A 21381-nucleotide genomic window follows, 5' to 3' on the forward strand; every position below is an offset into this window, starting at 1 on the left:
TGACCGCTCCGAAATGTCGCGAAAAAAAAGACAGAGGAAACATCCGACGCGGCTCGCGTTGCAGAACCGGCTGGAAAGCCTGGTGTTGAACGCCGCGATGTTTCTGTTCCGGCTCATTCCCGTGGACGCGGCTTCCTACCTGATGGGCAAAAGCTGGCGGCTGTTCGCGCCTTTCAATGCGCGCCACAAGCGCGCGCTCGAGCACCTTGAAAGAGCCTTTCCGTCGATGAGCGCACGCGAACGGGAGCAAACGGTGCGCGGTATGTGGGACAATCTGGGCCGCGTCGCAGCCGAGACCTTTCATATCGACAGGCTTCTGAAACAGGATCACCGGTTTGAAGCCGTCGGCGACGAGATAACCAACGCTGTTCTCGAAGGGGAGCAGGCTTGCCTTCTCGTGTCGTTTCACAGCGGCAATTGGGAACTGTGCGTGCAGCCCGCCGTCAGGCGCGGCGTTGATATCACCGGCGTATACCAGGCACTGCGGAACCCGAAGGCCGACAAGGCCGTGCGGAGCCTTCGACAGGACCTCTACCGCGGTGGACTGCTGTCCAAGGGACCTCAAACAGCGCGCAAGATACTGGCGACGCTCAAAGGCGGCGGCGTCGTTGCCATGATGGGTGACCTCAGGGAGGCGCGCGGCGTTCAGGTGCCGTTTTTCGGGCAGATGGCATATGCCAACACGGTGCCCGCCTCACTTGCACGATCGTGCCACGTGCCGATTGTGCTCGGCCGCGTCGTTCGCAAGAAAGGCGTTCACTTTCGTGTCGAAGGCAGGGCGATCACCGTTCCGCATACACAGGACCGGCAAGCAGATATTCAGTCTGCCACCGCACAGATGCATGAGATCTTCGAGGGTTGGATCAGGGAGCATCCCGAGCAGTGGATGTGGATCCACAAGAAGTGGGCACCGCCGGGGAAAAGTCTCATCCAAAGGCAGCAGCATCGTGCCGCCGCTGCGAAGTCGTTCAATGGCTGAGCACATGCGCTGCGTTCACCTATCGGGTAATGGTTGCAGCGCAGCATTGACGCTATAGCTAGGGTACAGCAGCAGGAGGAAGCCAGTCTCATGAAAGCGCCCAGTGCATTTTACAAGCCACTCGCCATAGGCGCCCCTGCCCCGTATCGCGACATACCGGTCCGCCTGGAACGCATGATCCATTTCGTTCCGCCGCATATCGAGAAGATGCGCGCGAAGGTCCCGGATCTGATTGATAAGGTCGATGTCGTCCTCGGGAATCTGGAAGACGCCATTCCCGCGGATGCAAAATCGGACGCGCGCTCCGGCTTCATTCAGATGGCCCGAGACAACGACTTCGGATCAACCGGCCTTTGGACACGTGTGAACTGCCTGAACAGTCCCTGGTTCCTGGATGACGTGCTCGAGATCGTCCAGTCCATCGGCGACAAGTTGGACGTCATCATGCTGCCCAAGGTCGAGGGGGCGTGGGACATCCACTATCTTGACCAGTTGCTTGCCCAACTGGAGGCAAAGGGCGGCCTTTCCAAGCCGATCCTGATCCATGCTATTCTGGAGACGGCGGAAGGCGTAAAGAACGTCGAGCAGATCGCCTCTGCCAGCCCGCGCATGCATGGCATGAGCCTGGGGCCGGCCGATCTTGCCGCTTCGAGAGGCATGAAGACCACGCGGGTCGGCGGCGGACATCCCGATTACGCCGTCCTTTCCGACGAGACAGACGCAGCTGCCCGCACGGCCTACCAGCAGGATCTCTGGCATTACACTGTTGCCAAGATGGTCGACGCCTGTCTTTCAAACGGATTGAAGCCCTTTTACGGGCCGTTTGGTGACTTTTCGGACCCGCAAGCGTGCGAAAGCCAGTTCCGTAACGCATTTTTGATGGGTTGTCTCGGTGCCTGGACGCTGCACCCGACGCAGATCGAAATTGCCAAAAAGGTGTTCTCGCCTGATCCGCAAGAAGTTGAATTTGCACGAAAAATACTTGAGGCCATGCCCGACGGTACCGGCGCGGTCATGATTGATGGTAAGATGCAGGATGATGCGACGTGGAAGCAGGCCAAGGTCATTGTTGATCTCGCCAAGCTCGTCGCGAGTAAAGACTCCGGCCTTGCGGAGGTTTATGGTTTTTAGGAAATCGCAAGGCCTGTTGTATAGACTTTAATATTACAATGCTTGCAAGCCGGCGGTCGACACGCTATCCCGGCAATGCATGCAGCAGGCGGACGAGTAACCATGCGTACGGCAAAATTTAGAATAGGTCAGGTCGTCCGGCACCGGATTTACCCTTTCAGGGGCGTGATTTTCGATGTCGATCCGACATTCAGCAACACGGAAGAATGGTGGAACGCCATTCCCGAGGACGTGCGGCCGGTTCGCGACCAACCCTTTTACCACCTTCTTGCGGAAAACGAGGAGACGGAATACGTCGCCTATGTCAGCGAGCAGAACCTGGAACCCGACATGACCGGGGAACCGGTCCGGCACCCGCAAGTGGAAGAAATTTTCGAAGAACAGACAGACGGATCTTACCTGCCGCGAAGCGTTGAGATCCACTGAACATCAGATCCCGAATACAAAAAAGGCCGGAACGATCGTTCCGGCCTTTTCTTTTGTCTGTTGCGTAAACCCCGTTACTGGGAGGCCTTCTGGGCGTCGATCAGTTTCTGGCGGGCATCGTCGGCTTTCTTCTGCAGTTCATTCTGCAGCTCTTCCTGACGCTTCTGCAGTTCGGCGAGATCCATAGGTTCGCCGTCATATACCTTTGTGAAGCCGATCAGGGTCATCTTGAAGACGATTTCCTTGGCTTGCTGGTTATACGGCGATACCCGCATTTCACCGCCCTGCTTCATGGCGCTGATGAAGGTGTCGTCAATCGCCAGTTCGGCATAGCAGGCGTTCGGGGCGCAAATGCTGTACTTGGCCTGAACCGGCTTGCTGTCGTCGATCTGGATGCGCAGACCCGGCTGGATCAGGACACCGGTCGGTACAGCCACGAGAAGTTTCTTCCGGGCTTCGCCTTCGGTTTCCTGGATCGCGATATTGCTCAGGAACTGGCCGGTGTTCGTGCGCAACTCAATTGAAATGAAGCAGATTTCCTTCTGCGTCTGCGGATTGGTGTTGCACGCCTTCGTCCAAGGGCTCTTTTCTTCCTGGGCGATTGCAGGAGCAGCTGCAAAAGAAGACACGGCCACGAATGCTGCTGTCGCGCATCCGAACAATCCTCTTTTAATAACACTCGTCATTGAAACGTCCTCAATCGTGCTTATGCGAATTCTTTGCGTTGTTCTGAGGCATTCCGGAAGCATCCGCAAGGCCCGTTCGAACAATTGATCCGTGAATTGCATGGTAAGGCACCCAATTAGGGCAAGAGGGTGGCCGATTTGCAACGCAAAGCTCCAGTTCGATTCAAATCTGTATATCTGTGTCTTTGTGGCTGGCGCCAGGCGCGTTTTTTGGAGGCTTATGCTACGCTTCAGGATGAGAATCAAAGAGATCTCCGGTGGTGGTTATGCGTATTTTTGACGTCGTCTGGACCGTTAAACGTCTTTTGAGCAAATCAAAGCGCGCCTTTGTCCTGTCTTTGGCGGCCGTGCTCCTGTTTGCCAACCAGGTGTCAGCTTCCGATGAAGACGTACCGTGGACCCATGCGATTTCGATGCACGGATCCCCTGCCCTGGGACCCGGTGAACCTTTCCCTTACGCCAATCCGAGTGCACCAAAGGGCGGCACGATCAGTCTCGGTGTGCAAGGCACGTTCGACAGCATGAACTCCTTCATCGTGCAGGGCGGATGGACGTCCGCGCGCGGCATGAGGGAGCGTCAGTTCGGGAACAATATCCTGGAAAGTCTCATGGTGAGGTCCTACGCGGAGCCGTTTTCGCTCTACGGGCTGATTGCACAACGGGTGCGCATGCCGGAGAGCCGCGAATGGATCGAGTTCGAGCTCAATCCCGATGCGAGATTCTCGGACGGGTCGCCGGTTACTGTCGAGGATATCGCGTTTTCGCTCGACATTATCCGGGACAAGGGGCGCCCCCCCTTCCGGAACTGGTATGGCGCGATTACAGAAAAGGAAATCACGGCACCGAACCGTATCAAGCTTGTGTTTGAAAACGGCGAAAACAGGGAATTGCCGCTGTTGATCGCGCTCGCACCAATCTTCTCCAAGACGAATACGGATGCAGAGAATTTCGACAAGTCATCGCTGACGCCGCCGGTTGGTTCCGGTCCCTATACCTTCAAGACGATCCAACCGGGCCGGCTGGTCGTTTATGAAAAGAACCCGGACTACTGGGCCAAAGACCTTCCGGTCAAAGCCGGCTTCGACAATTTCGACGAAATCCGGATCGAGTATTTCAGAGACGAGACCACGTTGCAGGAGGCGTTCAAGAAAGGCCTCGTGAATGCGCTGCAGTTCCGCGACCCGGCCCGTTGGGCCACAGGGTTCGATTTTCCGGCCGCGAAAGACGGTGACGTGGTGCAGATGTCCATTCCCAGAGGGGTTCCGGCTCCCATGCAGGGCATCGCCTTCAATACGCGGCGAGACCAGTTCGCGGACCCACGCGTCCGCAAGGCGCTGCGCATGCTGTTCGACTTCAACTGGGTGAACCGCAACCTTTACTACGATCTCTTTTCGCGGACTGCCGGGTACTGGGACAATTCTGAACTGTCCTCGATCGGGCGTCCCGCCAGCGATCGCGAGCGCGAGCTCCTGGCCCCCTACCCGGATGCCGTCGACCCCGAGGTCATGGATGGCAGCTGGAGACCGGCGGATGCGGACGGATCCGGGCGCGACCGCCAGGTTTTGCGCGCCGCCTTGTCAGAGCTGAACAATGCGGGTTATGCGCTGAAAGACAGAAAACTGGTCAGCGAGGCGACCGGCCAGCAGCTGGCGTTCGAAATACTGGCCAAGAACGAGGACGAGGAAAAGCTCGCACTCGCTTATGTCAGAACCGTCGAACTCCTGGGCATAGCCGTGAACGTGCGCAGCGTCGATCCTTCCCAGTTCGAGGAACGCCGCACCAAGCGGGACTTCGAGATGGTCTTCAACACCTGGTACGCGTCGCTGTCACCGGGAGCCGAGCAATATGGGCGCTGGAGTTCCAAGGCTGCGGATACCGAAGGGTCTTTCAACTTCGTGGGTGCGAAGGAACCGGCCATAGACGCCCTGATCGATGAAATCGTGGGGGCTCGAAGCCGCGAGGACTTTGTCGACGCCGTGCGTGCGTTCGACAGGGTTCTGATCTCCGGTGCCTATGCGGTCCCGCTCTATCATGTCTCCGATGACTGGGTCGCGCACTGGACGAAGGTCTCCGCGCCCGAGACCAACTCTCTATACGGTCATGAATTCGACACCTGGTGGACAACGGCAACACAATAATCGGACCAACGGACGAAGGAAAACATGAAAGTCACGCAAGAACATCTCGCCAAGGAGTACCATGAAAGCGGAGCCTGGTCCGATGTGCCGCTTGATGAACTCTTTCGCAGAACGGCGGCAGAACACCCTGACAGGCTCGCGTTGGTCGATGCGCCCGACAGGGCTGCGTGGACAGGTGGGGAACCGCGTGGCCTGACCTATGCTGAAGCCGACAGGGAAATCGACCGGCTTGCCGCGTTTTACAACACGGTCGGCCTGTCGGCCGACCATGTCATAGGTATTCAGGCGCCCAATACCGTTGACACCGTTATCGCTTTTCTTGCAGCCCTGCGCGCGGACCTGATCGTTTCGCCCCTGCCGCTTCACTGGCGGCAGAAAAACGTCCTTGATGCACTGAACTCGATTGGCGCCAAGGGCTTTATTGCTGCGGACCGCATCGAGACGCGCGATGTGGGAACCGCGGCACGTGACGTGGCAGGTGACCTGTTTGCTCTCAGATTTGTATTCGGGCTCGGCAAGGACGTCCCGGACGGGCTGATTGAACTCGCTCCGATGCTGGCCGAGATGGGCGACGGACTCGATTTCACGCCTCAGGAGCGTCCTGATCCGGCGGATCACACCGCGACGATATGCTGGAGCCGGAGCGGAGAGGAAAACGTGCCGGTGAGCCGGTGCCACAACCATTGGGTCTCGGCCGCGCAGATGGTGATCAACGAAGCTGAACTTCAGGATGGCAGTACAATCCTGGTTCCCTATTCGCTCAGTGGCCTGACGGGACTGGGCGGCGGACTGGTTCCCTTTCTGGCGACCGGCAGCACACTGCATCTTCATCATCCGACATCGCTTGCCAACCTGGCCGCGCATGCCAACGAAGTCGGTGCAAATGTGGTCATGACCCCCGGACCGCTGGCGCAGACCCTCGACCGCAAACTCACGAATGCGGAAACAACGATCCTGGCAGCCTGGAACATTTCTTCGCCACATCCCAACACATTCGTTGCAAAGCGTCCCCTCGTCGATGTTCACATCGCCGATGAGTTTGCGCTTGTTGCCAAGGCCAGGGGGCCCTCAGCAAAGGTCAAGGCGACCGCCTTGGGAAAGCATGACGGGTCGAACGGGTGCGAAAGCGGGCCAGCCCTCCTAGAAATCGAAGTCACAGAGGAGATTGAGGCACGTTTGCCAAGTCTTCTCGTAAAGGGGCCGATGGTTCCGGAAATAGGCTGGCGGACAATCAACGGGGAGCAAAGACGGGTCCGCTGGGAGGGAACGGGATTCCTGAACACGAACATCAAGGTTGAACGTGTGGAGGACGGCATTTCCGGGTTTGGCATTCCCGGCGCCTATGCGCTCGGAACCGGCAATCTCGAGACGATCGACGTCATCTACTCAAGCTATCCGGGAACGAAAGAAGCCGCCGCGTTTACCGTCGAGGACCCCGTTCTCGGCTCAAGGCTTTACGCGGCCATTGTACCTGACTCGGCAAACGTACCGGATGCGGCATCGTTTTTTGCCTATCTCGACGCCGAAGGGGTCGATCTGGCCAAAATTCCACACCGCGTCCTGATCCTTCAATCGCTGCCACGCAATCCGGACGGAACGATTTTCCGGGAGAAACTTACGATGCGGACTCAAAGGTTGCCCGCCGCAGTGGCTTAAACGCGAACAAAATCAAAACGCAACCTTTCGGACATCTGCAGGTTGATCGAATCCGTATAGAGTGGTCATCATGTGGCGCATGAACGAGCATTGATGCTCCAGGTGGGGACTGTGCATGGACTATGAAACGTCGCTATCGTGGCGTGGACCTTACTGGTATGCGGGGCGGCGGCCAAAGCGAAACAGCAATGTCGACGCGCCCGAAGATCTTGACGTTTCGCTGTTGAACATGTTCGAGCGGAATTCTGTTCCGCCGACAGCGCTACCGGCCGCGGTGGTGATCGATATGGAGTGTCTGGGCGATCAGGATCCGAAGGCGTTTCTGGATTGGTTGTCGCCTCACATAAAAGGCCTTCCCTGCGCCGTGCCGGTATACGTGCTGACGGACGGCGGCAAGGGCCTGCCACAAGACATTCAGGCCACGGCGATCGTCGATCGGGTGGTTCCGGACGATGTTCTGCTGATGCTCATATGCATTCATCAGCGTGCATTGATGCGATCTGAAGAAGCGCAGCTTCGCCGGAAGATATTCGGGCGTATTCCGGGTTTCGGGTCAGCACCGCACCATACCGGCAGCAGCAGTTTGATGGTGGTGGGTCTGAGCGGTCGCTTCCTGGAGTGGCAGGATGCCAGCGACGAAAAAGTCGAAGTTGTCGGTGCCTTTGACGGAAAGATGGCCGTCGAATACATGTCCATGCGTGCGTTCGACGCCGTTGTCATCGATGCGGCATTTGAAGATGCGATCGACTACATCCGGCAGATCCGAAGAGATGCCAGGTTCGCAGGCCTTCCGGTACTCGCCGTATGCGAGGACGAGGAAGACTCCGCGCTTCTGTTTCGCAACGGCGCATCGGATGTCATCATCGGGCAGAACTGCAAAGAGACCCTGACGCAGCGCATGATCACAGCCATTCGTTTCGGGAAAAGGCGCCGCCTGGCTGACAGAATTCTTGCCGAAAGCCAGATGTGGCTGCGTCAACAGATCATGGACGGCGGTCTCGGAAGAGAATACTACGCCAACTACCTGAAGACCTGCAGCGATGCTCTGGCGGCAAGGGGGTTGGACCTTTGGGAGATGCGTCTCGAACCTGAGAGTTTCGGGATCGAGATAACTCCGGATACGGATCTCGACGAGATCTACACAACACTGCTTTCCATAGCCGATGCGACCAGCCGCGATGAAGATCTGGTCTGCCTTGTGAAGGATCTCGGTCCGGTTGCCGTTCTCAAAAACCAGGCAGGCACCGTCCGCCTCCAAAAACGCATAAGCTCCATATTGACCCATACAGTACGCTAGGTGCGGCCCCCTAAATGAAGTCAATTTGGTTTGGATCGTTTTGACCAATTGCGGGAAGCGAAAGCGCAGGAAATGTGGTTCATTTTCCAGCCATTCGCGACGTGGCAGATGGCCATAACGGCCAAATCCGAAGGACGGCAAAACTGCTTCCTGTATGGGTCCGCACCCTAGTCCGAAAAACACACTTGGAATTCGAGCGCAAATCACTAGTCTCGTTCAAAAGATCAAATCGGGTCAGACATGAACGAAACCGCTCCGCTTACCGTCGACGTCGTCTCGGACGTTATGTGCCCATGGTGTTTTATCGGCAAGAGGCGGCTCGAGGCAGCACTGAAAAGCGTGCCCCAATTGAACGTCGAAGTGCGCTGGCACCCCTTCCAGCTTGATGCGACTTTGCCGAAATCCGGAAAGGACAGACAGCAATACCTGAACGACAAATTCGGCGGTCCGGCGAACGCTGCAGCGATTTACGACCGGATTCGGGAAGCTGGCGCGCAGGAAGGTATTCCGTTCGCGTTTGAGGAGATCAAGCTTTCACCCAACACGTTGGATTGCCATCGTCTTGTGCTGTGGTCACGCGCAGATAGTGTGCAGAGCGACGTTGTTGAGCGGCTTTTCAAGGCCTATTTTCTTGATGGCGAGGACCTGACAAAAGCCGAGACACTCGTGAGGATCTCGGATGAAGCAGGCATGGAATCCGATCTTGTCGAACAGCTTCTGGAAACCGAAACAGATCTCGACAAGACGGAAGCTCAAATTGCCAAGGCGCAGGAATCCGGGATTACCGGTGTACCCTGTTTCATTATTGACGGGCGGTTCGTTCTTGCCGGTGCAGAAAGAGCGGAAACGATCGCAGCTGCCCTGATGCACGCCGAGGAAACTCGCTCGGACCCGGACGCCATCTGATCGGCAAATTCAGGTCTGCGGCAAAACAAAAAACCCCGCCTTTGGGCGGGGTTTGTGTTTGCAAGGGGATTGCTCCGCGGTCGGCATCAGCCCTTGAGGATCGAACGTCCCGCGTAGATCGCCTGAGGTCCGAGTTCCTCTTCGATGCGGATCAACTGGTTGTATTTCGCCAACCTGTCAGAGCGGGCCAGCGACCCGGTCTTGATCTGACCGCAGTTCGTCGCGACCGCCAGGTCGGAAATCGTTGAATCTTCCGTTTCGCCGGACCGGTGCGACATGACTGCCGTGTAGGCTGCCTTGTGCGCGGTTTCCACGGCATCCAGTGTTTCGGACAACGTCCCGATCTGGTTGACCTTGATCAGAATGGAGTTGGCAACGCCCAGGTCGATTCCCTTGCGCAGACGCTCCGAATTGGTCACGAACAGGTCGTCTCCGACGAGTTGGCACTTGTTGCCGATCAGGTCCGTGGTCGCCTTCCAGCCATCCCAGTCGTCCTCGGCAAGACCATCTTCGACGGAAATGATCGGGTAGCGGGAAACGAGGTCGCCCAGGTATTGAGCCATTTCTTCAGGCGCAAGCGACTTGCCTTCGCCTTCCAGAACGTATTTGCCATCCTTGAAAAACTCGGTGGAGGCAGCATCCAGTGCCAGGAAAACGTCGTCGCCGGGCTTGTAGCCAGCGGTCTCGATGGCTTTCATGACAAAGCCGATTGCTGCATCGGTCGATTCCAGGTTCGGAGCAAAGCCGCCCTCGTCGCCGACATTGGTATTGTGACCGGCCGCGTTCAGCGCTTTCTTCAGCGTATGGAAAATCTCCGAGCCCATGCGCACCGCCTCGCCAAGCGTTTCCGCTCCGACCGGCATGATCATGAATTCCTGGAAGTCAATCGGATTGTCGGCATGTGCCCCGCCATTGATGATGTTCATCATCGGTACCGGCAGGGTTCTTGCCGAGGTGCCGCCGACATAGCGGTAAAGCGGCAGTCCGGACGCTTGTGCCGCCGCCCTTGCGACCGCCAGCGAAACGCCAAGTATTGCGTTTGCGCCGAGACGCGCCTTGTTGCTGGTGCCGTCCAGGTCGATCATGGCCTGGTCGATCTGGAGCTGATCTTCGGCATCGAGACCTCCAACAGTCTCGAAGATCTCACCGTTCACGGCTTCGACCGCCTTTTGAACGCCCTTGCCCATGTAGCGATCACCGCCATCGCGCAGTTCAACGGCTTCGTGTGCACCCGTGGATGCGCCCGATGGCACGGCGGCACGTCCAAAAGACCCGTCTTCCAGAAAGACGTCGACTTCGACCGTCGGGTTTCCCCGGCTGTCAAAAATCTGGCGTCCGACAATATCGATAATGGCGGTCATGGAATAACTCCTTGTCGCATGGACATTTATTGGCATCCGCCGATGACATACCGGCGCGTTTGGTGCCGCGAATTCGGCTGTTGGCCTGGAGACCTGCTCCAGTAAATGACGTTCTGACCGGGCGTGGTCGATTCCGTTCCTAAGCGTTGGTTTTGACGACGGTGTCAATCGCCTTCAGCTGCCGGAGCAAAGCCTCGAGGTCCTTCAGTGGAACCATGTTCGGTCCGTCCGACGGAGCTTTGTCCGGGTCCGGGTGTGTTTCAATGAACAGGCCTGCGACGCCAGCTGCCACTGCGGCGCGTGACAGAACAGGAACCATCGTCCGGTCGCCACCGGTTGACCCGCCCTGTCCGCCCGGCTGCTGAACAGAATGGGTGGCGTCGAAAATCACAGGCGCTCCTGTTTGGGCCATGATCGGCAACGCGCGCATGTCACTGACGAGTGTGTTATAGCCGAAACTGGCGCCCCGCTCCGTCAACAGTACATTGGGATTTCCAGAACCGGTCACCTTTGCAAGCACGTTCTTCATGTCCCAAGGGGCGAGAAACTGCCCCTTCTTGACGTTGACAGTCTTTCCGGTTTTCGCCGCTGCAATCAGCAGATCTGTTTGCCGGCACAAAAAAGCCGGTATTTGGAGTATGTCAACGACCTCTGCCACCGGAGCACACTGGTCTGCAGAGTGCACGTCGGTCACAACCGGAAGGCCAAAGCGCTCCTTCACCTCTGCAAAGATCGGCAAGGCATCCTTCAGGCCGATACCGCGCCCACCTGCCAAAGACGTCCGGTTGGCCTTGTCAAAGGACGATTTGTAGACTGTTGCTATGCCGACGCGATCCGAAATCTCCTTGATGGCGGCGGCACATTCAAACGCGTGATCGCGGCTTTCGAGCGCACACGGACCGGCGATGAGACTAAATTGCGCCTCGTTGCTGAACGTAACGTTTCCGACCTGAACTTCCCGGTTCGTCTCAGTCATTCTCAACCTTGCTTCGTAACACCGCTTATAGCGCGCCAGCACTCGCAAACAGCGATGCCGCATCGATTTCGCGTGTTGCATAGCGCTCTTTTGGAAAAGCTGCAACAGTCTGTTTTCTGCACTTCTTTTGTGCGATTAAATCGATTAAAACAGCCGGAGTGCCTAACTTATTTATGTAGCATTTTTCCGTTATGTGTATTTGAATGAACCGGAAGCTGTTTATTTTGAGATCGTCCTGAAACTTAACCGCAATGCAATTCCCAGACGTTATCATCCCGTATATACCCACTCAGAACCCTGAGTTTATTGTCTGTTTTGTACTTTCGTGAACAGATTGGCGCCACGTCGTCTGTCAGTAAAAGTGAGACCGCCACATGAACAAACCCATTCGCAAAGCAGTGCTGCCGGTCGCCGGGCTTGGGACACGGTTCCTGCCCGCAACCAAGGCCGTTCCAAAGGAAATGTTGACCATCGTGGACCGGCCCATCATCCAGTATGTTGTTGACGAGGCGCGTGCCGCCGGGATCGAGCATATTGCGTTTGTTACGGGCCGCAACAAGCACGTTATCGAAGATCACTTCGACATGGCCTATGAGCTCGAGGATACCCTGAAGTCCCGCAACAAGACGGAAGCGCTTGACCTTCTCGAGAAAAATCGGCCGCAACCGGGATCAACCAGTTTTACACGCCAGCAAGCTCCGCTTGGCCTTGGTCATGCGATCTGGTGTGCACGCGACATTATCGGCGACGAACCTTTTGCGATCCTTCTTCCCGATGTGATCATCAAGTCGAAGGTCAGCTGTCTCCGGCAAATGGTTGACCTTTATGACCAAACTGGCGGCAACATCATTGCCGTTGAAGAGATCCCGGAAGATCAGACGCACCAGTATGGCATCGTGGAACTGGCCGGACAGATCAATTCCGTCTCCAGCGAGATCTCGAACATGGTCGAGAAACCGGCTCCGGGCACTGCGCCATCAAATCTCATGATTACAGGACGCTATATCCTTCAGCCGGAAATCTTCGATCTGCTTTCCGAGCAGGGTCAGGGTGCTGGTGGTGAGATCCAGCTGACAGACAGCATGATTTCGCTGATGTCGAACCAGAAATTTTCCTCCCTTAAATTCGAGGGAAAAAGCTACGACTGCGGTAACAAGACCGGCTTCCTGAGTGCCAACATTGCCTTCGGCATGGATGATCCGAAACTTGCTGAAGACCTTGTACCGTTCATGAGGGAGATCCTCCAGCAGCAACAACAGGTCGCTGCGGAGTAAGGGTTCGCGTCCGGTTGAGATCGGATGTCAGCCTTCAGAGAGGCCTTTTCACGGTGTGATCAGGCCTCTTTTTTGATTTCACACGCTTAGACGGCGTCGTGCTTTATCTGTATTTTTAACGATATTTTTGCATGCTTTGTGCAGCCGGATTAGATGATTTGCAGAAAGAATAATGTCTCGCCTGTTCCGCACTTGATTTTCGACGGGCGTCTATCGCGTCAATAAAAACAAAATGAATCATTGTTTTTATTGAGTTTATTTCCGCTTGAAATTGCTGCGTCTCATTAACTACCGGAATTACAAGCAGGAATTCTGGGTAGTCTGAGCAGCTTGACCGCTGTTTCATGGTGGAAAGCTTGAGGTGGTCTCGATCCGGGAAACCGATTGCGCCGTATACTTGGTCATGTTCCAGAGAAGGAGACATTGATCATGGCGGGTTTCAGTTTCTTAAGGTCTTTGGCCGGTTTGGGTGTTGCAAGTGTGCTGATGGCGGGTTCCGCGTCAGCAGAGGAAAGCCTCGATACGAGCGCTTTTCAGGGGATCATCAAGGATCAGATGAGCGCATTTGCAGCGGGGAATGCGCAGGCGGCTTTCTCGTTCGCGACGAACTCCTTGCAGCAGAAGTTCCAGAGCCCTGAAATCTTCATGCAGATGGTGAAACAGGGATACCAGCCTGTTTACAGACCGCAAAGTGTGACGTTCGGCCAATCCAAAATGACCAAACTCGGCCCGACGCAGGAGGTCTACGTTGTTGGCCCGAAAGGCAAGAACTGGCTTGCTCTTTACAGCTTCGAACAGCAGGAAGACGGTTCCTGGAAAATCTCAGGCTGTTACCTGACCAAGTCCGACGGGTTTGCCGCCTGACGGCTGGCAGCCTTGTAGTCGCGGATCAAACGGGCGCGATGTCCCCGCGCGCCCAGTTTTCCTTGGTGTCTTCATAGAAGTCGGCAAACCGTCCCTCTCCGATGGCGTCTCTCATGCCTTTCATGAGGTTCTGGTAGTAGGCAATGTTGTTCCAGGTGAGCAACATGCCTGCGAGACCCTCACCTGCCCTGACAAGATGATGCAGATAGGCACGGCTGTAGGTGTTGGCCGCCGGGCAGTCGCTTTCCTCGTCAAGCGGGCGCGGATCGTCCTGATGCCGCGCGTTTTTCAGGTTGACCTTGCCATACCTGGTATAGGCCAGACCATGTCTGCCCGCTCGTGTAGGCATGACACAGTCAAACTGGTCGATTCCGCGTTTGACGCTTTCCAGCAGGTCGTCAGGAGTTCCGACCCCCATGAGATAGCGGGGCTTGTCGGCAGGCATGACAGGCGTGGTGATGTCCAGCATGGCAAGCATGACGTCCTGCGGCTCTCCAACAGCCAGGCCGCCGACCGAATAGCCCTCAAATGGCAGCTTTCCAAGTTCTTCCGCCGAGCGGATGCGCAGGTCCGGCTGATCGCCGCCCTGCACAATCCCGTAAAGTCCCTGCCCCTTTTGCGGACCTTGCATGGCTTCGAACTGGGCGCGCGAGCGTTCCGCCCATCGCAGCGACAGTTCCATCGCCCGCTGCACTTCCTCCCTCGGACTGGGAAGGCGGATGCATTCGTCGAGCTGCATCTGGATATCCGATCCAAGGAGGCCCTGGATTTCGACCGATCGCTCAGGTGTCAAATGGTGCTTCCGACCATCGATGTGGCTCTGAAAGCGCACGCCTTCTTCGTCGAGTTTGCGCAACTGGGCGAGTGACATGACCTGAAAGCCACCGCTATCGGTCAGGATCGTATGCGGCCAATTCATAAACGTGTGCAGTCCGCCGAGCGCATGCACCCTTTCTGCGGTCGGGCGCAGCATCAGGTGGTACGTGTTCCCGAGAACCACATCCGCGCCGGTTTCGCGAACCTGACCCGGATACATGGCCTTGACCGTACCTTGCGTTCCCACCGGCATGAAGGCGGGTGTGTGGACGGTGCCGTGCGGAGTCGTGATCTCGCCGCGGCGCGCATCTCCGTCAGTCGCCAGCAATTTGAAATCGAACGTTTTCTTCGGCGCAGACATAGCGATCAGACTGGCTCCGTTTTTGCGGGGAAGAGAAGAGACGCATCCCCGTAGCTGTAAAACCTGTAGTCGCTTTCTATCGCATGCACATAGGCCGCCCGCATTGTTTCAAGCCCGGACAAGGCCGACACCAGCATGAAAAGCGTCGAGCGCGGCAAATGGAAGTTGGTCATCAGGGCGTCGATGGCCTTGAACCTGAAGCCCGGCGTGATGAAGATCGCCGTTTCTCCCGCAAATGGCTGAATGGAGCCGTTGGCCTGCGCGGCGCTTTCGAGGATCCTGAGTGACGTTGTTCCGACGCTTACGACCTTGTTGCCCCGCGCCTTCACCTCTCGAAGAGCTGTGGCCGTCTTCTCGGACACCTCACCCCACTCGGCATGCATTTTGTGATCGTCCGTATCGTCGGCCTTTACCGGCAGGAATGTGCCGGCGCCGACATGCAGCGTGACGATGTGCTGTTCGATGCCGCGTTCGGTGAGCGCCTTGAGCAGCTGCGGCGTGAAGTGCAAGCCGGCGGTGGGCGCCGCGACGGCACCATCCTTTTCGGCAAATATCGTCTGGTAGTCCTGCTTGTCCTGCGCATCTTCTGCGCGCTTTTGGGCAATATAGGGCGGCAGTGGAATGTGCCCGACCGACGCAATCGCAACATCCAGGTCCGGACCGGAGACGTCAAAACGCAGCAGGACCTCGCCTGCGTCGGATTTTTCCCTGACCGTTGCCGTCAGTTTTGCTTCTGCCCTTTCAAATTCGACCAAATCGTCAATTTGCAGCTTTTTCGCGGGCCGGGCAAAGGCGCGCCATTGGTCAGGTGCACAGCGCATATGCAGCGTCACGGCAATTCCTGCCGAGACTTCGCCTCTCAGACGCCTTCCTTCCAACTGGGCGGGTATGACCTTGGTGTCGTTGAACACGAGCGCATCGCCCGGTTCCAGAAGCACTGGCAGGTCCCGGACGCCCATGTCCGAGATCACCTGACCTTGGTCAGGGCGGACAACAAGCATACGTGCGACGTCGCGTGGCTTTGCGGGCCGCAAGGCAATGCGTTCATTGGGAAGCTCAAAGTCAAAGTCATCAACGCGCATGGCGTTCAGATCAATCCAGTGTTTGCTGTCGGCAACAAGCCGCTGCGGACATTTTTCCGCGCTTTTGGCGCTCATATCGCCATGGCAATGCAAGGTCAACTACCGGAAACAGGTCTCAAAACAAAGCAGCGCAGGCATGGTGCCCGCGCTGCCGAATGAATGTTCCGTGTGCCGATCAGCTTGCGTCGGCTGCGAGCTTCAATGAAACGATGTTGTCCGGATCAACAACCGGTTCGCCGCGTTTGATCTTGTCGACATTTTCCATGCCTTCGACCACTTCGCCCCAAACAGTGTATTGGCCATCGAGCCAGGGCGCATCCGTAAAGCAGATGAAGAACTGGCTGTCGCCGGAATTGGGATCCATTGCCCGTGCCATGGAACAGGTACCACGGACATGTTTGTGGTTGCTGAATTCGGCTTTCAGCTTCTGGCCGGATCCGCCCGTGCCGGTTCCCTGCGGGCAGCCGGTCTGTGCCATGAAGCCGTCGATCACGCGGTGGAAAACGATGCCGTCGTAAAATCCCTCGCGAACAAGCTCCTTGATCCGGGAAACGTGTCCGGGCGCAAGATCGGGTTTCATTTCAATGACGATCGGTCCCTGGCTCGTTTCCATGAGAAGGGTGTTCTCGGCATCCTTGATTTCTGCCATCTCTGACTCCTTGGGTCTTTAAAGCGGGGTTTGTTCCGACTTACTGCGCATCTGCCGCAACTTGCATCTTGACGATCTTGTCCGGATTCGCGGGCGGTTCACCGCGCGTGATATTGTCGATAAATTGCATTCCGTCAACGACTTCGCCGAAGACCGTATACTTGCCGTTCAGCCAGTCACCATCGTTGAACATGATGAAGAACTGGGAGTTGGCGCTGTTCGGGCTGGCAGCACGGGCCATGCCGAGCGTGCCTCTCCTGAAGGGTGCATTCGTGAATTCGGCTGCAAGGTCCGGTTCGCTCGAGCCACCGCTGCCGGTGCCCGTCGGATCACCTGTCTGCGCCATGAAGCCGTCGATCACGCGGTGAAACACGATCCCGTCGTAAAACCCGTCACGGGTAAGCTTCTTAATGCGTTCAACGTGTTGCGGAGCCAGATCAGGGCGCAGCTGTATGGTTACACGACCATCTTTGAGGTCCAAAAAGAGCGTGTTTTCAGGATCCTTGACTTGTGCATTCGCCAAAGCCGGGAGGAAAACGATCGACGCCAGAACGGCGAAAACTGCAAGTAGTCGTGACACTGGAAGCTCCTAAAGTTCAGATCGGGGAAATTGTCTTCAGCCCTGTGGACGCGCAACGCGCCGAAGCGGTGACGCAACCGGTTCCGGCACAAATTCAGAAATTTCGCCCCCCATTTGCGCGATTTGCCTGACCAAGGTGGCGGTGATATGGCGCACCGAGGGAGACGCGGGCAGAAATACGGTCTTGATGTTCGGCTCGAGGGTGGCGTTCATGCCGGCCATTTGCATCTCGTAGTCGAGATCGGTGCCGTCGCGCAGTCCGCGGACCAGATAGGCGGCCCCCTGCTCCCGTGCCGTGTTGATGACAAGATCGGAAAAGGAAATCACATCGATGCGCTCGGCTTCTTCCTTCGTGAATTCAGCCTGCGCCGACGTGTGAATCAGGTCCTGTCGCTCATCAAATGAGAACAGCGGCTTTTTTCCTGGATGAATACCAATGGCAACGACAACCTTGTCTGCCAGCGCAAGTGACTGACGCAATATGTCCATATGGCCATTGGTGACGGGATCAAAGGACCCTGGGTAAAGCGCGATACGTGTCATGGCCCACTGCATACTCCGCCAACCGGCCCCTCACAAGAAAAACCCTCGAAATCGGTATTTTTCCAATTCGGGCACATTTTGTGATTGCCGTCACATCAGTCTTTTCCTCAATGGTCCAAAGTGAGCTCATCACAAACAAGGCGTGAGCAGGAGCCAGGATGATGAGGAGCTACATTACACAGGGCGCAACCGTTTCGAACAAATCGGGCGCACCGTTTACTTTCCAGGGCAAGGCAGCGGACGTATCGGTCCATTTCAAGATGGCAGCGGTTTTTGTGCTTGCTCTCATGACAATGGTCGCCGCGGGCATGATGAGCCTGCACCCGAGCAACGCGTCGCAGACCGAGAACCTGACCAGCTTGGCAACACAGGGTCTTTCGGCAACCAAGACCGACCGGATTGCGGCTTCCACCGCTTCTGAAAACTGCACGTCCCAGGCATGGGGTGCATGGAGCGAGGAATGCGCTGCATCGCTGACGGGTGCGTCGAAGGTCCGCAACGTCTCTTTCGTCACCGTTGAGCAAAAGGCGGCGACTGCCAATCAGACCATCCTGGCGCGTTACCCGACCACGAACTGAGTTTTCATACCTCCAAGTTTTCTCCCCCGAACGGCAAACAGCGGCGCAGGTTCCACCCTGGCCGCTGTTGTCGTTTATGCTTACGGTTTCCGAAATCCTGAGCGCTTCAAGCTTAGCTTTCCGGGCTTCCGTTTTCCTCGCCGCTTTCCGGTTTGTCGGTCGAAGAATCAGGACTGCTGCTCCCGTCAGGGGTCTCACCCGCTTCGCCTTCAGCGCCTGTTTCTTCGCCGTCTTCGTCGAAGTCCTCATCATCGACTTCAGAGATGCCCTCAACCGCGACGACTTTCTCGTCCGTGGCCGTTTTAAAGACGATCACGCCCTGGGTCGCACGACCTGCGATCCGGATGCCGTCGACCGGACAGCGGATCAACTGACCACCATCTGTTACGAGCATGATCTGGTGGCTGTCCTCGACAGGGAATGAGGCAATGAGGCCGCCATTTCGATCGTTCACGGCCATCGCCGTGATGCCCTTGCCGCCTCGTCCGGTCACGCGGTACTCGAAGGAGGATGTTCTCTTGCCGAAGCCGTTCTCGGAAACGGTCAGGATGATTTGCTCGGCTGCACTCATCTGCGCGTAGCGTTCCTGAGGCAGATCGCCGGCAACAACACCGTCTTCATCCGCACCGTTGCCGTTTTCGTCGGCTTCTCCGCGCATGGCGCGCGACAGTTTCAGGTAGGCGGCGCGCTCTTCCGCATCGACATCGATGTGATGCAGGATCTGCATGGAAATCACCCGGTCGGCGTCCGCCAGCCGGATGCCACGCACACCGACTGAATTCCGGCCTGCGAAGACCCGGACATCCGTGACCGGAAAGCGAATGCACTGTCCGGAATTGGTTGTCAGCATGACATCATGGTGCTCTGAACACGTATCGACGCCGACAATTCCGTCGCCGTCTTCCAGCTTCATTGCTATCTTGCCGTTGCGGTTGATGTTGACGAAGTCGGACAGCTTGTTGCGGCGAACCGTGCCGCGCACCGTGGCGAACATCACGTCAAGATTTGCCCAGCTTTCCTCGTCTTCCGGCAATGGCAGAATGGAAGTGATCTGCTCTCCCTGTTCAAGCGGCAACATGTTGACCAGGGCTTTGCCGCGAGAGGTCGGCCCGCCAAGCGGCAAGCGCCAGACCTTCATCTTGTAGCAGATGCCCCTGGAGGAGAAGAACAGAACCGGCGTATGCGTGTTTGCGACAAAGAGACGGGTAACGAAATCCTCGTCCTTCGTCGCCATCCCTGACCGGCCCTTGCCGCCACGACGCTGAGCGCGGTAAGTGGCAAGCGGGACGCGCTTGATATAGCCACCATGAGACACGGTGACCACCATGTCTTCACGCTGGATCAGGTCCTCATCGTCAAAGTCGGCCCCGCCCTCGATGATCTCGGTCCGGCGCGGCGTCGCAAACTCTTCCTTGATTTCGAGCATTTCGTTGCGAACGATTTCCTGAATACGGGCGCGCGACCGCAGAATATCGAGGTATTCGGAAATCTCGGCGCCGATTTTCTTCAACTCGTCGTCGATTTCGTCTCTGCCGAGAGCAGTCAGGCGCTGCAGGCGCAAGTCGAGGATGGCGCGCGCCTGTTCCTCGGACAGCTTGTAGGTTCCGTCTTCCTGAACCTGGTGACGCGGATCGTCGATCAGCCTGATCAGGGGTTCCACGTCGTGGGCCGGCCAGTCACGTTCCATCAACTGGGCGCGGGCGGTCGCCGGATCCGGCGCTGTCCGGATCAGGTGAATGACTTCGTCGATGTTCGCAACGGCAATCCCGAGGCCTACCAGGATGTGGGCCCGGTCCCGCGCCTTCTTCAAAAGGTACCGCGTCCTGCGCCCGACAACTTCTTCCCGGAAGGCCACAAAGGCTTTGAGCATATCCGAGAGGTTCATCTGCTCCGGCTTGCCGCCGTTGAGCGCGACAATGTTTGCGCCGAACGAGGTCTGCAGCTGGCTGAAGCGGTAAAGCTGGTTCAGAACGACATCCGGAACCGCATCGCGTTTCAGTTCGATCACGACACGCATACCGGATCGGTCGCTTTCGTCACGGATGTCGGAAATGCCCTCCACGCGCTTGTCACGCACAAGTTCGGCGATTTTCTCGATCATCGTCGACTTGTTCACCTGATAGGGGATCTCTGTGACAATGAGCGCGTTTCGGTCTTTACGGACTTCCTCGATATCGACCTTCGCGCGCATTGCAATGGAGCCGCGGCCGGTTTCATAGGCGCTTCGAATGCCGGAGCGGCCGAGAATGATGCCTGCCGTAGGAAAATCCGGCCCTGGAACGATTTCCATGAGCTCGGCAAGCGTCATGGCGGGGTTTTCCATGATGGCGATCGCAGCATCAATGACTTCGCCGAGGTTGTGCGGAGGGATATTCGTCGCCATCCCGACGGCGATCCCGCCGGCACCGTTGACCAGCAGGTTCGGGAATTTCGCCGGGAGGACGACCGGTTCGGTTTCCGAGTTGTCGTAGTTTTCCTGGAAATCGACCGTGTCTTTGTCGATGTCGTCCAGAAGCTTGTGGGCGACCTTTTCAAGGCGGCATTCGGTGTAGCGCATCGCTGCCGCCGGGTCGCCATCTACCGAGCCGAAATTGCCCTGTCCGTCAATCAGAGGCAGCCGAAGTGAAAAGTTCTGCGCCATGCGCACGAGCGCTTCGTAGATCGCGCTGTCGCCATGCGGATGATATTTACCGATGACGTCGCCGACCACACGGGCTGACTTGCGATACGGCTTGTTCCAGTCGTAGCCGTTTTCGTGCATCGAATAGAGAATACGCCGGTGCACCGGTTTCAGTCCGTCTCTGACGTCAGGCAGCGCACGCGAAACGATCACGCTCATCGCATATTCGATGTAGCTGCTCTTCATTTCATCGACGATGGAGACCGGTTTGATATCAGACGGGAGGCCGTCCGAGGGGGTGTTGTTATCCTGGTCGGACAAGGAAGAACTCATTTCATTGTTATTGCTGTCTCTTTTATATCCGATTCAGGTTTCCGGGCCAAATTTCCGGCAGTTTTTCCTAGTGTCTTTTCTTCAATTTTTTCAATTGCTTACAAAGCATATTCACAGGCACGAAA

At 56.9% G+C, this 21381-nt stretch carries 19 protein-coding genes; 10 read left to right on the forward strand and 9 right to left on the reverse strand.

From position 1 onward, the window contains the following. Positions 1 to 13 precede the first annotated feature (13 nt). The 3 genes from RDA78_RS21630 to hspQ all read left to right on the forward strand — a co-directional run bounded on the left by RDA78_RS21630 (position 14) and on the right by hspQ (position 2536). On the forward strand, positions 14 to 979 hold the full coding sequence (locus RDA78_RS21630; protein WP_434051846.1) for a lysophospholipid acyltransferase family protein: 966 nt from the start codon (positions 14 to 16) through the stop codon (positions 977 to 979). A gap of 90 nt (positions 980 to 1069) precedes the next feature. Beyond that, complete coding sequence (locus RDA78_RS21635) at positions 1070 to 2110, forward strand: HpcH/HpaI aldolase/citrate lyase family protein (protein WP_434051847.1); 1041 nt, start codon at positions 1070 to 1072, stop codon at positions 2108 to 2110. Positions 2111 to 2212: 102 nt separating this feature from the next. Beyond that, positions 2213 to 2536 carry a heat shock protein HspQ gene (gene hspQ, locus RDA78_RS21640; protein WP_029065428.1) on the forward strand — a complete coding sequence of 108 codons (324 nt, stop codon included), beginning with the start codon at positions 2213 to 2215 and terminating at the stop codon, positions 2534 to 2536. A 74-nt stretch (positions 2537 to 2610) separates the two neighbouring features. On the opposite strand, the gene RDA78_RS21645 is transcribed toward hspQ, so the two are convergent. Further along, a complete protein-coding gene (locus RDA78_RS21645) occupies positions 2611 to 3222 on the reverse strand; it encodes an invasion associated locus B family protein (RefSeq protein WP_434051848.1) in 612 nt (203 codons plus the stop codon). A 413-nt stretch (positions 3223 to 3635) separates the two neighbouring features. Here RDA78_RS21645 and RDA78_RS21650 point away from each other — a divergent pair, with 413 nt between their 5' ends. The 4 genes from RDA78_RS21650 (at position 3636) to RDA78_RS21665 (ending at position 9219) form a co-directional block, all read left to right on the forward strand. Beyond that, entirely contained in the window at positions 3636 to 5360 is a 1725-nt protein-coding gene (locus RDA78_RS21650; protein ID WP_434056187.1) for an extracellular solute-binding protein, read from the forward strand. A gap of 24 nt (positions 5361 to 5384) precedes the next feature. After that, positions 5385 to 7016 carry an AMP-binding protein gene (locus RDA78_RS21655; RefSeq protein WP_434051849.1) on the forward strand — a complete coding sequence of 544 codons (1632 nt, stop codon included), beginning with the start codon at positions 5385 to 5387 and terminating at the stop codon, positions 7014 to 7016. A 115-nt stretch (positions 7017 to 7131) separates the two neighbouring features. Beyond that, positions 7132 to 8313 (forward strand): hypothetical protein, encoded by a 1182-nt coding sequence (locus tag RDA78_RS21660; protein WP_434051850.1) that lies wholly within the window; start codon positions 7132 to 7134, stop codon positions 8311 to 8313. Between the two features lie 240 nt (positions 8314 to 8553). Beyond that, entirely contained in the window at positions 8554 to 9219 is a 666-nt protein-coding gene (locus RDA78_RS21665; RefSeq protein ID WP_434051851.1) for a DsbA family oxidoreductase, read from the forward strand. Between the two features lie 86 nt (positions 9220 to 9305). Here RDA78_RS21665 and eno read toward each other — a convergent pair whose 3' ends face one another. After that, a complete protein-coding gene (eno, locus tag RDA78_RS21670; RefSeq protein ID WP_434051852.1) occupies positions 9306 to 10580 on the reverse strand; it encodes a phosphopyruvate hydratase in 1275 nt (424 codons plus the stop codon). A gap of 139 nt (positions 10581 to 10719) precedes the next feature. Continuing rightward, positions 10720 to 11556, reverse strand: a complete 837-nt coding sequence (gene kdsA / locus RDA78_RS21675) for a 3-deoxy-8-phosphooctulonate synthase (RefSeq protein WP_434051853.1) — start codon at positions 11554 to 11556, stop codon at positions 10720 to 10722. A gap of 374 nt (positions 11557 to 11930) precedes the next feature. Between kdsA and galU the strand changes: the two genes are divergently transcribed. Both galU and RDA78_RS21685 read left to right on the forward strand, forming a co-directional pair. Further along, on the forward strand, positions 11931 to 12830 hold the full coding sequence (gene galU, locus RDA78_RS21680) for a UTP--glucose-1-phosphate uridylyltransferase GalU (protein WP_434051854.1): 900 nt from the start codon (positions 11931 to 11933) through the stop codon (positions 12828 to 12830). Between the two features lie 429 nt (positions 12831 to 13259). After that, positions 13260 to 13694 (forward strand): DUF4864 domain-containing protein, encoded by a 435-nt coding sequence (locus RDA78_RS21685; RefSeq protein ID WP_434051855.1) that lies wholly within the window; start codon positions 13260 to 13262, stop codon positions 13692 to 13694. Positions 13695 to 13719: 25 nt separating this feature from the next. On the opposite strand, the gene tgt is transcribed toward RDA78_RS21685, so the two are convergent. The 5 genes from tgt to coaD form a co-directional block, all read right to left on the reverse strand. Continuing rightward, positions 13720 to 14871, reverse strand: a complete 1152-nt coding sequence (tgt, locus tag RDA78_RS21690; RefSeq protein ID WP_434051856.1) for a tRNA guanosine(34) transglycosylase Tgt — start codon at positions 14869 to 14871, stop codon at positions 13720 to 13722. A 5-nt stretch (positions 14872 to 14876) separates the two neighbouring features. Further along, the gene (gene queA, locus RDA78_RS21695; RefSeq protein WP_434056188.1) at positions 14877 to 15953 is read right to left on the reverse strand and encodes a tRNA preQ1(34) S-adenosylmethionine ribosyltransferase-isomerase QueA; all 1077 of its coding nucleotides are present in this window, start codon (positions 15951 to 15953) and stop codon (positions 14877 to 14879) included. 175 nt (positions 15954 to 16128) lie between these two features. Further along, complete coding sequence (locus tag RDA78_RS21700; protein WP_434056189.1) at positions 16129 to 16593, reverse strand: peptidylprolyl isomerase; 465 nt, start codon at positions 16591 to 16593, stop codon at positions 16129 to 16131. Positions 16594 to 16642: 49 nt separating this feature from the next. Further along, positions 16643 to 17182: a peptidylprolyl isomerase gene (locus RDA78_RS21705; protein ID WP_434051857.1), complete on the reverse strand. Its 540-nt coding sequence runs from the start codon at positions 17180 to 17182 to the stop codon at positions 16643 to 16645. 36 nt (positions 17183 to 17218) lie between these two features. Continuing rightward, positions 17219 to 17725 (reverse strand): pantetheine-phosphate adenylyltransferase, encoded by a 507-nt coding sequence (coaD, locus tag RDA78_RS21710; RefSeq protein ID WP_434051858.1) that lies wholly within the window; start codon positions 17723 to 17725, stop codon positions 17219 to 17221. A gap of 161 nt (positions 17726 to 17886) precedes the next feature. Here coaD and RDA78_RS21715 point away from each other — a divergent pair, with 161 nt between their 5' ends. Then, a complete protein-coding gene (locus RDA78_RS21715; protein WP_434051859.1) occupies positions 17887 to 18303 on the forward strand; it encodes a phosphopantetheine adenylyltransferase in 417 nt (138 codons plus the stop codon). Between the two features lie 112 nt (positions 18304 to 18415). Here RDA78_RS21715 and gyrA read toward each other — a convergent pair whose 3' ends face one another. Further along, positions 18416 to 21256: a DNA gyrase subunit A gene (gene gyrA / locus RDA78_RS21720; protein ID WP_434051860.1), complete on the reverse strand. Its 2841-nt coding sequence runs from the start codon at positions 21254 to 21256 to the stop codon at positions 18416 to 18418. Positions 21257 to 21381 lie beyond the last annotated feature (125 nt).

Source organism: Roseibium sp., assembly GCF_051016195.1.
Lineage (GTDB): Bacteria > Pseudomonadota > Alphaproteobacteria > Rhizobiales > Stappiaceae > Roseibium.

What these genes read in the sequence shown, in the direction of transcription:
- RDA78_RS21650 (WP_434056187.1), top strand. Translation starts at nt 3,636, where the DNA reads ATGCACGGATCCCCTGCCCTGGGACCCGGTGAACCTTTCCCTTACGCC.
- RDA78_RS21685 (WP_434051855.1), top strand. Translation starts at nt 13,260, where the DNA reads ATGGCGGGTTTCAGTTTCTTAAGGTCTTTGGCCGGTTTGGGTGTTGCA.
- RDA78_RS21655 (WP_434051849.1), top strand. Translation starts at nt 5,385, where the DNA reads ATGAAAGTCACGCAAGAACATCTCGCCAAGGAGTACCATGAAAGCGGA.
- RDA78_RS21635 (WP_434051847.1), top strand. Translation starts at nt 1,070, where the DNA reads ATGAAAGCGCCCAGTGCATTTTACAAGCCACTCGCCATAGGCGCCCCT.
- eno (WP_434051852.1), bottom strand. Translation starts at nt 10,580, where the DNA reads ATGACCGCCATTATCGATATTGTCGGACGCCAGATTTTTGACAGCCGG.
- RDA78_RS21715 (WP_434051859.1), top strand. Translation starts at nt 17,887, where the DNA reads ATGAGGAGCTACATTACACAGGGCGCAACCGTTTCGAACAAATCGGGC.
- galU (WP_434051854.1), top strand. Translation starts at nt 11,931, where the DNA reads ATGAACAAACCCATTCGCAAAGCAGTGCTGCCGGTCGCCGGGCTTGGG.
- queA (WP_434056188.1), bottom strand. Translation starts at nt 15,953, where the DNA reads ATGCGCGTTGATGACTTTGACTTTGAGCTTCCCAATGAACGCATTGCC.
- kdsA (WP_434051853.1), bottom strand. Translation starts at nt 11,556, where the DNA reads ATGACTGAGACGAACCGGGAAGTTCAGGTCGGAAACGTTACGTTCAGC.
- tgt (WP_434051856.1), bottom strand. Translation starts at nt 14,871, where the DNA reads ATGTCTGCGCCGAAGAAAACGTTCGATTTCAAATTGCTGGCGACTGAC.
- gyrA (WP_434051860.1), bottom strand. Translation starts at nt 21,256, where the DNA reads ATGAGTTCTTCCTTGTCCGACCAGGATAACAACACCCCCTCGGACGGC.
- RDA78_RS21645 (WP_434051848.1), bottom strand. Translation starts at nt 3,222, where the DNA reads ATGACGAGTGTTATTAAAAGAGGATTGTTCGGATGCGCGACAGCAGCA.
- RDA78_RS21665 (WP_434051851.1), top strand. Translation starts at nt 8,554, where the DNA reads ATGAACGAAACCGCTCCGCTTACCGTCGACGTCGTCTCGGACGTTATG.
- hspQ (WP_029065428.1), top strand. Translation starts at nt 2,213, where the DNA reads ATGCGTACGGCAAAATTTAGAATAGGTCAGGTCGTCCGGCACCGGATT.
- RDA78_RS21660 (WP_434051850.1), top strand. Translation starts at nt 7,132, where the DNA reads ATGGACTATGAAACGTCGCTATCGTGGCGTGGACCTTACTGGTATGCG.
- coaD (WP_434051858.1), bottom strand. Translation starts at nt 17,725, where the DNA reads ATGACACGTATCGCGCTTTACCCAGGGTCCTTTGATCCCGTCACCAAT.
- RDA78_RS21630 (WP_434051846.1), top strand. Translation starts at nt 14, where the DNA reads ATGTCGCGAAAAAAAAGACAGAGGAAACATCCGACGCGGCTCGCGTTG.